General features: G+C 70.8%; 13 protein-coding genes. 2 read left to right on the plus strand and 11 right to left on the minus strand.

What is annotated here, in order from left to right:
- Window positions 1-68 precede the first annotated feature (68 nt).
- Window positions 69-914 (plus strand): VOC family protein, encoded by an 846-nt coding sequence (locus tag ACFWX1_RS11250; protein ID WP_378386212.1) that lies wholly within the window; start codon window positions 69-71, stop codon window positions 912-914.
- A 29-nt stretch (window positions 915-943) separates the two neighbouring features.
- On the opposite strand, the gene ACFWX1_RS11255 is transcribed toward ACFWX1_RS11250, so the two are convergent.
- The 6 genes from ACFWX1_RS11255 to rpsB form a co-directional block, all read right to left on the minus strand.
- Entirely contained in the window at window positions 944-2,269 is a 1,326-nt protein-coding gene (locus tag ACFWX1_RS11255; RefSeq protein WP_378386214.1) for an MFS transporter, read from the minus strand.
- Between the two features lie 71 nt (window positions 2,270-2,340).
- On the minus strand, window positions 2,341-3,237 hold the full coding sequence (locus ACFWX1_RS11260) for a phosphatidate cytidylyltransferase (RefSeq protein WP_378386215.1): 897 nt from the start codon (window positions 3,235-3,237) through the stop codon (window positions 2,341-2,343).
- A complete protein-coding gene (frr, locus tag ACFWX1_RS11265; protein WP_378327313.1) occupies window positions 3,237-3,794 on the minus strand; it encodes a ribosome recycling factor in 558 nt (185 codons plus the stop codon). Before frr ends, ACFWX1_RS11260 begins: the two co-directional genes overlap by 1 nt.
- A gap of 51 nt (window positions 3,795-3,845) precedes the next feature.
- Window positions 3,846-4,589 carry a UMP kinase gene (gene pyrH / locus ACFWX1_RS11270; RefSeq protein WP_378327367.1) on the minus strand — a complete coding sequence of 248 codons (744 nt, stop codon included), beginning with the start codon at window positions 4,587-4,589 and terminating at the stop codon, window positions 3,846-3,848.
- Between the two features lie 164 nt (window positions 4,590-4,753).
- Window positions 4,754-5,569, minus strand: coding sequence for a translation elongation factor Ts (gene tsf, locus ACFWX1_RS11275; RefSeq protein WP_378386217.1), 816 nt, complete (start codon window positions 5,567-5,569; stop codon window positions 4,754-4,756).
- Between the two features lie 97 nt (window positions 5,570-5,666).
- Window positions 5,667-6,539, minus strand: a complete 873-nt coding sequence (rpsB, locus tag ACFWX1_RS11280) for a 30S ribosomal protein S2 (protein ID WP_378386219.1) — start codon at window positions 6,537-6,539, stop codon at window positions 5,667-5,669.
- A 371-nt stretch (window positions 6,540-6,910) separates the two neighbouring features.
- On the opposite strand from rpsB, the gene ACFWX1_RS11285 reads away from it, so the two are divergent.
- Window positions 6,911-7,489, plus strand: a complete 579-nt coding sequence (locus ACFWX1_RS11285; RefSeq protein ID WP_378386220.1) for a murein hydrolase activator EnvC family protein — start codon at window positions 6,911-6,913, stop codon at window positions 7,487-7,489.
- Here ACFWX1_RS11285 and ACFWX1_RS11290 read toward each other — a convergent pair.
- From ACFWX1_RS11290 to ACFWX1_RS11310, 5 genes are all read right to left on the minus strand, one after another.
- A complete protein-coding gene (locus tag ACFWX1_RS11290) occupies window positions 7,486-8,334 on the minus strand; it encodes a FliA/WhiG family RNA polymerase sigma factor (protein ID WP_378386222.1) in 849 nt (282 codons plus the stop codon). The two genes, ACFWX1_RS11285 and ACFWX1_RS11290, sit on opposite strands and share 4 nt — an antisense overlap.
- Window positions 8,335-8,443: 109 nt before the next feature.
- The gene (locus ACFWX1_RS11295; RefSeq protein ID WP_378386224.1) at window positions 8,444-9,442 is read right to left on the minus strand and encodes a tyrosine recombinase XerC; all 999 of its coding nucleotides are present in this window, start codon (window positions 9,440-9,442) and stop codon (window positions 8,444-8,446) included.
- Between the two features lie 90 nt (window positions 9,443-9,532).
- Window positions 9,533-10,675: a DNA-processing protein DprA gene (dprA, locus tag ACFWX1_RS11300; RefSeq protein ID WP_378386226.1), complete on the minus strand. Its 1,143-nt coding sequence runs from the start codon at window positions 10,673-10,675 to the stop codon at window positions 9,533-9,535.
- A gap of 292 nt (window positions 10,676-10,967) precedes the next feature.
- A complete protein-coding gene (locus ACFWX1_RS11305) occupies window positions 10,968-12,482 on the minus strand; it encodes a YifB family Mg chelatase-like AAA ATPase (RefSeq protein ID WP_378386227.1) in 1,515 nt (504 codons plus the stop codon).
- Entirely contained in the window at window positions 12,483-12,878 is a 396-nt protein-coding gene (locus ACFWX1_RS11310; protein WP_378386229.1) for a YraN family protein, read from the minus strand.
- Window positions 12,879-12,994 lie beyond the last annotated feature (116 nt).

The following is a 12,994-nucleotide window of genomic DNA, read 5'->3' on the forward strand; positions in this document are numbered from 1 at the left end:
CATCGAAACTTGGCGAAAAACTTATGTGGCCCCTCTAGACTCCACCGAAGCCCGGAGGGAGACCCAGTATGCCGTCAGGTCCGCCCAGCCCACCATCCCCGGTCGCGACCGGGCTTCCCTGCTGGATCGAGCTCGGCTGCCAGGACGAGGCCGCGGCACAACGGTTCTACGGCGGTCTCTTCGGCTGGCAGTACACGACCAAACGGGATCCGGCGACCCCGGACCGGCGCTACTCCATCGCGACTTCCGGCGGGGTCCAGGCCAGTGGCCTGTACCGCGCGAGCGCCCAGAGCCCGCAGGGCTGGGTCCCGCACCTGGCGGTGCCGCACACCGCGAGCGCCGCGGAGTGGGTCGTCCATCTCGGCGGCCGGGTGACGCTCGGGCCGCTCCCCATTCCCCACCGCGGCGCGATCCTGCACGTGATCGACGCCTGCGGCGCACCGCTGGTGCTGTGGGAGGTCCCGCCGGACTGGCAGTTCGCGACCGGGCGCCCCAACACCTTCAGCGGCGCCGACCTCAACACCCACGACGGCGCGTCCGCCGATCACTTCTACTGCAAGCTGTTCACCTACTCGAGCCATCAGATCGGCGACGGCGAGTCGATGGACTACGCGGAATGGATGGTAGAGCACGAGCCCGTGCTCTACCGCTACGTCATGGGCCCGGAATACCGTCGTGATACTCCCCCGCACTGGCTCGTCTACTTCGACGTCGATCCGGTCCGCGGAAGTGACGCCGCGGCCGCCGACGCGCTCGCCCTCGGCGGCGCCGTCGTCATCGAGCCCTACGACACCCCGTTCGGCCGAGTGGCGATCCTCGCCGACCCGGACGGTTCGGTGTTCGCGGTGATCGACCACTCGCGCGCGGCCGAGACCTGGGGCAGCGCCGAGGTCGACGACCCCTACGACGACTGAGCGCGCCCGGCGGGAGCAAGGGACCTTTGCTATCGCTCGACGCGGAGAGCGAGCAGCGCGATCGTGACGTACCCGGCCGCGACCAGCCACATGGCCGTGCCCGGCAGCAGCCCGCCGACGAGCGCGACGCCGAGGGCGCCGCCGGTCTGCCGCGACGCGTTGAGCACACCGGCGGCGAGTCCTGCCTTGTCCGGCAACGCGTTCATCGCCACCGACGTCATCGCGGGCATGGCCAGCGAGCAGCACCCGTAGATCACCGAGAAGACGATCAGCACGGGCACCGACCGGCCGTCGGGCAGCAGCGCGAACCCGATCGCACCGGCGAGCCCGGCCAGCGCACCGGCGACGATCGGGAGACGCGCGCCGAACCGGCTGATGAGCCTGCCGGAGAAGAACGCGTTGATCCCGACCACGGCGGTCAGCGGCACCAGCGCCAGCCCCGCGGGCAGCACACTCAGCGTCCACACCCGTTGCAGGAACAACGCGAGACAGAACAACGCGCCGTACATGCCGAAGTTGAACAACCCGCCGATCGCCGTCGCGACCGCGAAGTTCCGTACGCGCAGCACACCCGTCGGAAGCACCGGCGCGGACACGATCCGTTCCACGACAACGAAAAGCGCACCGCATACCACCCCGGCACCCAGCAACACGAGCGTCGGCGCGGCGAGCCAACCAGCGTGGCCCGATTCGATGAACCCGGCCACGAGGCACGCCAGCACGGCCGTGCCGGAAACCTGGCCCATCCCGTCGATGCGCGTGCGCGCCCGCAGCGGCGTCTCGGTCACCGCCCGGCGCGTCAGCACGATCGCGAGCAGCCCGACCGGGACGTTGACCGCGAACACCAGCCGCCAGTCGGCCAGCCCCACCGCGAGCCCGCCCAGCAACGGTCCCGCGGCGAGCCCGATCCCGCTCATCCCGCCCCACACGCCCAGTGCCCGCGCCCGCGCGCCGGCGTCGGGGAACTGATGCGCGATGAGAGCCAGCGACGAGGGCAGCAACGCGGCCGCGCCGGCACCCTGCACCGCGCGGGCGGCGATCAGCCAGGGCAGTGAACCCGCTGCGGCACAAGCGATCGAGGCGAGGACGAACACGGCCACGCCCGCCTCGAACACCCGCCGCGAACCCCAGCGGTCCCCCGCCGCTCCCCAGGTGAGCAGGAACGCGGCGAGCGTCACCGTGTAGGCGTCGACGACCCATTGCAACGCGGCCGTGGACGGTTCGGCGTAGTCCGCGCCGATCGCCGGGAGCGCGAGGTTCACGATCGTCGCGTCCAGCGTGATCATGAAGAAGCCGAGACAGACGGCGGTGAGCGCGAGCCGGGCCGGTGCCTTCGGGGATGCCGTGGTGACCATGGGAACGAGTCAACCGCCGGAACGGTTCGGCGGTCGCCGAACGATCCCCACGCCCGGCCCGCGGAACGGGCTCAGGGAGTGGGGACGAACGCCGAAAGCAGCAGCCAGGAAACGACGGCCGAGGGCAGCAGGGAGTCGAGGCGGTCCATCAGCCCGCCGTGACCGGGCAGCATCGTGCCCATGTCCTTGATCCCGAGGTCACGTTTGATGAGCGACTCGACGAGATCGCCGAGCGTCGCGGTCAGCACGACCGCCACCCCGAACAGCATCCCCTGCCAGGCGTGGCCGTTCAGCAGCAGGCTGAGCGACAGCGCACCGGCGACCAGGCCCGCGACCATCGACCCGGCGAAGCCCTCCCAGGTCTTCTTCGGGCTGATGGACGGCGCCATCGGGTGCTTCCCGCCGAGGACACCGGCGATGTAACCGCCGGTGTCGGAGGCGACGACGCAGATCATGAAGGTGAGGACCCGGCCGACGCCGTCGCCGGGGTCCACGAGCATCGCGGCGAACGCGCCGAACAACGGGAGGTACGCGGCGGCGAACACCGAGGCACCGATGTCCCGCAGGTAACCCTGCGCGCCGCCGGGCAGCCGCCACAGCAGGCAGGCCAGCACCGTCAGCACGAACGCGGTGATCATGCCCTCGCGGCCGAACGGCCAGGCGAGCCAGATCATCGCCTGCCCGCCGACGAGCACCGGGACGAGCGCGACCCGGATGTCCGCGGCCCGGCGCAGCGCCCCGGCGAGCTCGACCGTGCCGACCGCGATCGCGATCGCCACGATGCCGATGAACAGATGACGGACGGTGAGCAAGGAAACGATGATCGCCGCGCCCAGCACGACGCCGACGGCGATGGCCGCGGGGAGGTTGCGGCCTGCTTTGGAAACCTTCTTCGGCGGTTCCGGCTGCTCGACCGGTTCCGGCTCGGGTTCCGGGGTGTCCACCCGGTCCTCGCTCACCTGTGCCATCAGACCTCGAGCAGCTCGGCTTCCTTGTGTTTCACCAGGTCGTCGACCTGGTGCACGTAGGTGTCGGTGAGGTTCTGCAGCTCCTTCTCCGCGTGCACGACCTCGTCCTCACCCGCCTCGCCGTCCTTCTTGATACGGTCCAGCTCTTCCTTCGCCTTACGACGGATGCTGCGGATGGAGACGCGGGCGTCCTCACCCTTGCCCTTGGCGACCTTCACCATCTCCTTGCGCCGCTCCTCGGTGAGCTGCGGGATGACGATGCGGATCACGTTGCCGTCGTTGCTCGGGTTGACACCGAGGTCGGACTCGCGGATCGCCTTCTCGATCGCGGCCAGCTGGGTCGTGTCGTAAGGCTTGATCAGCGCCATCCGGGCCTCGGGGACGTTCACGCTGGCGAGCTGGTTCAGCGGGGTCGGCGCACCGTAGTACTCGACGACGATGCGCGAGAACATCGACGGGGTGGCCCGGCCGGTGCGTACCGACGTCAGGTCCTCCTTCGCGACGGACACCGCTTTTTCCATCTTCTCCTCGGCGTCGAGGAGGGTCTCGTCGATCACGGCTACTCCCGGTGGTTGTGATGGTGGGCGCTGCGATAGATCCCAGCAGGTCTAGGCCGATACCCCGTCGGCGGGGGTACTGACCAGGGTGCCGATCCTCTCACCACTGACCGCACGGGCGATGTTCCCCTCGGTGAGCAGGTTGAACACGATGATCGGCATGTTGTTGTCCATGCAGAGGCTGAACGCGGTGGCGTCGGCGACCTTGAGATCCCGTTCGAGCACCTCGCGGTGGCTGATCTCGTGGAACATCTTGGCACTCGGGTCACTCTTCGGGTCGGCGGTGTAGACCCCGTCGACGGCCTTCGCCATCAGAACCGCTTCGCAGCCGAGCTCGAGCGCACGCTGGGCGGCCGCCGTGTCGGTGGAGAAGTAGGGCATGCCGACCCCGGCGCCGAAGATGACGACGCGGCCCTTCTCCAGGTGCCGCTCCGCGCGGCGCGGGATGTAGGGCTCGGCGACCTGGCCCATGGTGATCGCGGTCTGCACGCGGGTGGGCAGGCCCTCCTTCTCGAGGAAGTCCTGCAGCGCCAAGCAGTTCATCACGGTGCCGAGCATCGCCATGTAGTCGGCGCGATCGCGGTCCATGCCACGCTGGGACAGCTCGGCGCCGCGGAAGTAGTTGCCGCCGCCGATGACCACGGCGATCTGGACCCCGGTCCGCGCGACCGCGGCGATCTGCCGGGCGACCGAGTGCACCACATCCGGGTCGACGCCGATGGAACCACCACCGAACATCTCGCCGCCCAGCTTCAGCAGCACCCGCCGATAGCCGCCCTCGACCCGGTCACCCATTCTCACGCGCCTCCTGTTGTGTGCTCATGGACCCGCCTCGCGAATCCCGCCAGACCCACCTGTGCCCCGTCCCCGATGAGCGGAGACGGGGCACAGTGGTGTCGAACTCCGCAGACGTGCTCTCTCCCGCGGAGGCGGCGTCAACCCTAGCCGTACGGCTTCGATCAGGCCTGGCCGACCTCGAACCGGGCGAACCGGGTCAGGGTCACGCCCGCCTCGTCCAGCAGCGCCTTCACGGTCTTCTTGTTGTCCTTGACCGACGGCTGCTCGAGCAGGACGTTGTCCTTGTAGTAGGCGTTGACCTTGCCCTCGACGATCTTCGGCAGCGCCTGCTCCGGCTTGCCTTCCTCGCGGGCGGTCTGGTCGGCGATGCGGCGCTCGTTCTCGATGATCTCGGCCGGCACCTCCTCGCGGGTCAGGTACTTCGCGCGCAGCGCGGCGACCTGCATGGCGGCGCCGCGGGCGGCGTCGACGTCGTCACCGGTGAACTCGACCAGCACGCCCACGGCGGGCGGCAGGTCCGAGCCGCGGCGGTGCAGGTAGGTCGCGGTCTGGCCCTCGAAGGCCACGACCCGGCGCAGCTCCAGCTTCTCGCCGATGCGGGCCGACAGCTCCTGCACGACCTCGTTGACCGGCTTGCCGTCCAGGTCGGCCGCCTTCAGCGCCTCGACGTCGCTGGTCTTGAGGCTCTTCGCGACCTCGACGATCCGGGCGGCCAGCTGCTGGAAGTCGTCGTTCTTCGCGACGAAGTCGGTCTCGGAGTCCAGCTCGATCAGCACGCCACCGTCACCGGTGACGAGGCCCTCGGCGGTGGCGCGCTCGGCGCGCTTGCCGACGTCCTTGGCACCCTTGATGCGCAGGAACTCGACAGCCTTGTCAAAGTCGCCCTCGTTCTCCTCGAGCGCCTTCTTGCAGTCCATCATGCCGGCGCCGGTCATCTCGCGCAGGCGCTTCACGTCAGCGGCGGTGTAGTTCGCCATCGTGCGTAATCCGTCCTTTTTCAGGTACGTGAAATCTTGTGCGGGGGTCGGAACCCGTGCGGCCGGGGGCGGCCGGCCGCACGGGCACGGTGGTGGATCAGGAGGAGGCGGTGGCCTGCTCGGCCTCGGCCTTGGCGGCCTCGGTCGTGTCCGCGGCGGCGGCAGCGTTGTCCGAGCCGGCGTTCTCAGCGCCGGCGAGCAGCTCCTTCTCCCACTCGGCCAGCGGCTCGTCGGAGGCGACACCCGGCTCCGGCTTCGCGCCGGCCGAAGCGCCGTTGCGGCTGGAACGGGCCATCAGACCGGCGGCCGCGGCCTCGGCAACGACCTTGGTCAGCAGCGCGGCGGACCGGATCGCGTCGTCGTTGCCCGGGATCGGGTAGTCGACCTCGTCCGGGTCGCAGTTGGTGTCGAGGATCGCGACGACCGGGATGTTGAGCTTGCGAGCCTCGCCGACGGCGATGTGCTCCTTCTTGGTGTCGACGATCCACACCGCGCTCGGCACCTTGGCCATGTCACGGATACCGCCGAGGGTCTTCTCCAGCTTTTCCTTCTCGCGGGTCAGCGTCAGGATCTCGCGCTTGGTGAGACCGGCGAAGCCACCGGTCTGCTCCTGGGCCTCGAGCTCCTTGAGGCGCAGGAGACGCTTGTGCACGGTCTGGAAGTTGGTCAGCATGCCGCCGAGCCAGCGCTGGTTCACGTACGGCATGCCGACGCGGGTGGCCTCGTTGGCGATGGCCTCCTGCGCCTGCTTCTTCGTGCCGACGAACATGATCGTGCCGCCGTGCGCGACGGTCTCCTTGATGAACTCGAAGGCACGGTCGATGTAGCTCAGCGTCTGCTGCAGGTCGATGATGTAGATGCCGTTGCGCTCGGTGAAGATGTAGCGCTTCATCTTCGGGTTCCACCGACGGGTCTGGTGCCCGAAGTGCACGCCGCTGTCGAGCAGCTGCTTCATGGTGACGACGGCCATTGCCGGAATCACACCTCTTCTGTGTCGTGCGCGCCGGTGGTCGTGCCGGCACGCTGCTCGGTTTTGTCGCGATCGGCCGGGTGGCCGTTCGCCCTGGTGCCGTGCCGGAACCCGGACCCCGTGGCGAAAACCCCAGGGACCGCCGGGTGCCGTGCGTCCTGATTCGTCCGGCTGAAGAGACTGCCGGTGGACGCGCACGTGCACGCGAAGTCAGTCCGCTCACGCGAACCGCTGAACTGATTCTACCCCCTGCCACCAGCCCTATCCCCACCGGCGGCCCGATCCGGCCCGGTTGTCCACAACGGGTCCGGTTGTCCACAGATTCCCGGACCCGCCGTCCGGCCGGCCGCGCACCCGGCAGCCTGGGAATCATGACCGTATCCACCTGCCCCCGCATCCGGCCACGGCCGGTGTTCGCCCTGCTCGCGGCCCTGTTCCTCGGGTTCGCCGGGCTCTCGGCGACTATCCCGGCCACGGCCGCCACCGCGGCCTCCAAACCCGAACCGCGGCTGTCCTGGCCGCTGTCCCCGGTCCCGAAGGTGACGAGGTACTTCGACGCGCCCGACACCCCGTTCGGCCCCGGCCACCGCGGCGTCGACCTCGCCGCCACACCCGGTCAGCAGGTACTCGCCGCGGCCGAGGGTGTCGTCGTCTTCGCGGGTGTGCTCGCCGGGCGGGGCGTCGTCTCCGTCGACCACGACGGCGGCCTCCGCACCACCTACGAACCCGTCACCCCATCGGTGTCGGCGGGCGACCAGGTCTATCGCGGCCAGCCACTGGGCGCCGTCGTCCCCGGGCATCCCAGGTGCACCGTGGCGGCGTGCCTGCACTGGGGTGTCCGCCGGGGCCACGACTATCTCGACCCGCTCACCCTCACCGGTGAACAAGGCGAAATCCGGCTGAAGCCGTACTTTTCCCGGGAAGACGCTCTGGTTCCGGGAGGACGCTAGGGATTCGACTGTTCGACGAGTTTGGCCCGCAGGCGCATGACGGCGCGGGTGTGCAGCTGGCTGACCCGCGACTCGGTCACGCCCAGCACTTTGCCGATCTCCGCGAGCGTCAGGCTTTCGAAGTAGTACAGGCTGACGACGATCTTGTCCCGCTCGGTCAGCTGCGCGATCGCCTGCGCGAGCTGCCGCCGGTTGTCCTGGTCCACGAGGACCGCCACCGGATCGACCGCGTCGTCGTCGGGCAGCGAGTCGACGAGCGAGCCGCTGTCCTTGCCCGCCGCGACGAGGTCTTCGAGCGCGACGACGCTGGTGAGCTGAAGCTGCCCGTAGAAATCACGCAGGTCGTCGACGGTGATGCCGAGTTCCGTGGCGAGTTCGGCGTCGGTCGGGGTGCGGTGCAGCCGCGCGCCGAGCCGCTCGAGGGCCCGCTCGGCCTCCTTCGCCTTGCTGCGCACCGCACGGGGCACCCAGTCCTGGGACCGCAGATCGTCCAGGATCGCGCCGCGGATCCGCTGCATCGCATACGTCTCGAACCGCAGGCCCCGGTCGGGATCGAACTTCTCGATCGCGTCGACCAGCCCGAAGATGCCCGACTGCACGAGATCACCGACGTCGACGTGGGTGGGCAGCCCGGTGCCCACCCGGCCCGCGACGTACTTGACCAGCGGCGCGTAGTGCAGCACCAGCCTGTCCCGCGACGCCTGGTCCGGGGTGTCGGCGAACTGCCGCCACAGAGCCTGGATGCCCGCGTCCACGTCATAGCCGGGACGGCCGTCTTCGACGACATCCCCGGCGCCGTGAGCGGTCACCCCGGCGGCTTCGGTGACATGAGATCCCGCGGTCATTGCACCGTCGTTCTCGACATGCGGCTCAGTATGGTCTCCGTGCTCGTGCGGATGCGCGTGCGCCGCCGGTTCCGGCGCCGACGGTCCGACCGAACCCCCGCCGGCCTTCTCAGGCCCGCGGATGTGCTCGATCATGGATCGCCTTCAACCGGTCGACGGTCACATGAGTGTAGAGCTGCGTCGTGGCAAGCGTAGCGTGACCGAGCAGTTCCTGAACGCTCCTGAGATCGGCGCCGCCTTCCAGCAGATGGGTGGCCGCCGAATGCCGCAGGCCGTGGGGGCCCATATCGAGTGCACCCGGCACCGACCCGACGGCGTCGTGCACCACCCGCCGGGCGGTCCGGGGATCCAGCCGCTTGCCCCGCACGCCCAGGAAGAGCGCCTCCTCCCCCGCCGTGGCGACGAGTTCGGGCCTGCCCTCGTCCAGCCAGACACGAACGGCTTCGGCCGCCGGTACCCCGAACGGCACCACACGTTCCTTCCCGCCCTTGCCCAGCACTGTCACGACACGGCGGGAGAAGTCGGCCGAGGCGACGTCGAGGCCGCACAGCTCGGAAACCCGGATCCCGGTGGCGTAGAGCAGCTCCAGCACCGCGCGATCCCGCAGCGCCACCGGATCCCGTTCGGCGGCGCCCGCCTCCGACGCCCGCATCACCTCGCCGGCCTGCTCGGCACGGAGCACCCCGGGCAGGGTCCGGTGCGCGCGCGGGGCCGCGAGCCGCCCGCCGGGATCGGCTGCCAGCTCGCCGCGCCGGTGCGCCCAAGCCGTGAACGTCCGTGCGGAGGCCGCACGACGAGCCAGCGTCGTCCGGCTCGCCCCCTCGGTGTGCTGCCGGGCGAGCCACCCCCGCAGCACACCGATGTCCAACGCCGCGAGCTCCCGGTCCGGCGCCTTCTCGTCGCCCGCGCCGGTGACGAACCCCAGCAAGGACACCGCGTCCCCGACGTACGCGCGCACCGTGTGCGCGGACAGGCCCCGCTCGAGGCTCAGATGCCGCTCGTAGGCGGTGACGACCTCCTGGACCGGCTCGGGCAGCGCGGCACGCAGCGCGCGCAGATCCGGCCGGCGGGCACGGCGGCGGTTCCCGGCGGGATTCGCGGACGGCATGGTGATCACGCTGCGCGATCAGCCGCGGCTGGTCAAGCATCGCCACACCCGATCGCCCCAGGTTCTGTTTCCTGCGCGCGAGGCCGATCCCTAGGAACGTCGCGGACATCGCCGCCACCCCGCTTCCCCACGGGCCGCGAAACCGTCGATCTCCAGTGCGGGCAGCAGCGCCCGCACCTTGCCCACGGGGACACCGGAGTCGGCCGCGACCTGATCCGCCGACCGGCCCGCTCGTGACGTGAGCGCGTCGTACACCCGCAACGCGTCCGGTGCGAGTCCGTCGGTGGCACGCCGTGGCCGCTCCGGTTCGGCCCCGGCACTCCCGAACCGGCCAACCGTCTCGACCACGTCGTCGACCGAAGCGACCAGGGTCGCCTGCGACTCGCGGATCAAGGTGTGGCAGCCCACCGACATCGCCGAGCTGACCGGCCCTGGCAGTGCCATCACGACCTTCCCGAGCGCCCCGGCCGTCCCCGCCGTGTTCCTGGCACCACTGCGCCGCCCCGCCTCGATCACCACCGTGCCCTCGGTGAGGGCCGCGATGAGCCTGTTCCGGACCAAGAAACGATGCCGCGCGGGCGGGGTGCCCGGTGGGTACTCGCTGACGACGGCGCCGCCATTGGCGGCGATCCGGTTCAGCAGGCTCACGTGCCCGGCCGGATATCCGGCGTCGAGCGCACAGCCCAGTACCGCCACGGTCGCTCCGCCCGCGGTCAGCGCCCCGCGATGGGCGGCGCCGTCCACTCCGTACGCGGCGCCGGAAAACACCGCCATGCCCCGGTTCGCCAAGCCGTAGGCCAGCTCCGTCGCCCAGTGCTCGCCATACGACGTGGCCGCCCGAGCGCCCACGATGGCGACGGCGCCACTGACGACGTCGGCGAGGGACACATCCCCGCATACCCACAACGCGAGTGGCGGTGAACTGCCTTGGACTCCGCGGCCCGCCGCGACCGACAGGGAATGCAGCGGCCAGGCAGGCCATTCCTCGTCCTCGGGAATGATCAGCCGCGCGCCGGTTCCAGCCGCCCACGCCAGATCACGTTCGACGAGGTCGTGCTCGCGCCGGGCGCTGGTCTCCTCCCGGATCTTCGGCGGGCAGTCGCCGCGGCGGACACGCTCGGCCGCCACCACCGGCCCGTGTGCGCCGACGAACTCGGCCAGACCCGGCGCCGGGGGTTCGGCTACCCGGAGCAAGTACGCCCTGGCTGCCCGCTCGGGCTCGACGGTACTCACATCGGCTCCCGGTTTCCGGCCGCGGGCGAGTGGAACGGCTTCTCCCGCAACGAAAACGTCAACCGCGCTCTGTCCTCAAGGGACAGTCCACCCGGTTCGGCCGCCACCCGGGACCGAACGCGTGGTTCCGGCGCCGGCGCCTGCTCGTGGTGACGCTCGGGGGCACGAATCCCGGTATGGGGCCGGTCGCGGGCGTCGTACCCTGGCTCGGGCCGACAGCACGCTTCGAGCCTGAAGGCCATCCCGGCTCGCCTGCGCCGAGCCGAACCACGGGAGTACCGGCGGAATTTCCTCATGCCGCGCTCCGTTCCCGGAAGCCGAGCGCCGCGGACACGTGATCGCCGCCGGGCCGGGCCACGCCGTCCAGATCGGCGAGGGTCCAAGCGATCCGCAGGCATCTGTCGGCGCCGCGTGCGGTGATGACGCCCCTGTCGAGCGCGCGATCGAGAACGGTGGTGGTGCCGCGGGGAAGGCTGAACTCCCGGCGCAAGGCCGGGCCCGGCACGTCGGAGTTCACCCGCCAGCCGTGCTCCCGCCAACGCCGCTCCGCCCGTTCCCTGGCGGAGAGGACCCGCTTCCGCACCGCCTCCGAGCCCTCCGGGGCCTCGACCTCGTGAGCGCTGATGGCCGTCAACGGACGGAGCCGCACCCGGAGATCGACCCGGTCCAGCAGCGGGCCGGAGAGCCTGCCGAGGTAACGCCGCCGCGCGGTGGCGGAGCAGGTGCAGTCGGTCTCCTTCGGTGGCGCGCAAGGACAGGGATTCGTCGCGAGGATCAGCTGGAACCGCGCGGGATAGGAAACCGCGCCCTTGACCCGCGCGATCCGCACTTCGCCCTCCTCCAGCACCGTGCGCAGGGACTCCAGGCGCTGCCCGCCGAACTCGCACACCTCGTCGAGGAACAGCACCCCGCGATGCGCGCGGCTGATCGCGCCGGGCGAGGCCAGCCCGCTGCCGCCGCCGATGAGCGCGGCGACCGTGATCGAGTGATGGGGTGCCACGAACGGCGGCACGGTGACCAGTGGCGCCGTCCGGGACAGCGAGCCGTCGACCGAGTGCACGGCCGTCACCTGGAGCGATTCCTCGGGCGACAACCGGGGCAGCAGACCGGGCAGCCGTTTCGCGAGCAGCGTCTTGCCGACCCCGGGCGGGCCGGTGAGCAGCAGGTGATGCCCGCCCGCCGCGGCAACTTCCAGCGCCCACCGGGCCTCGGGCTGCCCGACGACGTCGGCCAGATCCGGGACGGACGACGGCGCGGCCAGAGGTTCGGACGGGGCGGGCGGCTGGAGCTCGGCCTCGCCTTTCAGCCAGGCCACCAGATCGGCCAGCCGGGACGCGCCCGCGACCTCCACCCCGTCGACGAGCGCCGCTTCGAACAACGATTCCACCGGGACGACGGCGCGGGCGAAGCCCGCCGCGCGAGCGGCCAGCAACCCGGGCAGCACACCGCGCACCGGACGGATCCGGCCGTCGAGGGCCAGTTCGCCGAGCAGCACCGTCCCGAGCAGCCGCGTCGCCGGGACCGCGCCCAGCGCGGCCAGTACCGCGGCCGCGATCCCGAGGTCGTACCCGGAGCCGACCTTGGGCAGATTCGCCGGGGAGAGCCCGAGCGTGACCTTCCCGTCGGGCCACGGCTGACCGGAGTTCCGGACCGCGGACCGCACCCGGTCCTTGGCCTCGCGCAGCCCGGCGTCGGGCAGCCCGACCAGGGTCACCCGGCTCAGCCCGCCGCCGAGGTCCGCCTCAATCTCGATCATCTTGCCGTCGATGCCCAGCACCGCGACCGACCAGGCCTTCGCGATCGGCATCTAGAACGCCGCCTCGAGATGCCGGACGCTCGGGCGCTCACCGGGACGCGCGAGCACGGTGACCACGTCGTAGCGCGTCCGGCACCAGCCGAGGCGGAAGGCCCGCAGCCATTGCTCGGCCGCTCTCCGGACCCGCTCGGCCTTCTCCGGGGTCACGGTCTCCGACGGCAGGCCGTACTCGGTGCCCGATCGGGTCTTGACCTCGCAGAACACGACTCTCGCCCGGTCGGTGAGGACGAGATCCAGCTCCCCCTCGCGACAGCTCCAGTTCCGGCTGAGCAGGACCAGCCCGCTGCGTTGCAGATATCCGGCGGCCAGTTCCTCGCCCCATCGGCCGAAGCCGCGGCGCCAGTGCGCCCCGGCCTCGTACCCGGGAAGGCGTGCCAAACCCGTCATCGTGCCCCCTCGGCTTTCCCGTGATCACGGACGACCGGCGCGGTGGCCGGACCGTCACGGTGCGTGTGTGATCAACGGTGCCAGGGTGCGCGGCACGGGCACCAGGCCCGGCCCGC

The organism is Amycolatopsis sp. NPDC059021 (genome assembly GCF_042739895.1).
In the GTDB taxonomy this organism is placed as follows: domain Bacteria; phylum Actinomycetota; class Actinomycetes; order Mycobacteriales; family Pseudonocardiaceae; genus Amycolatopsis.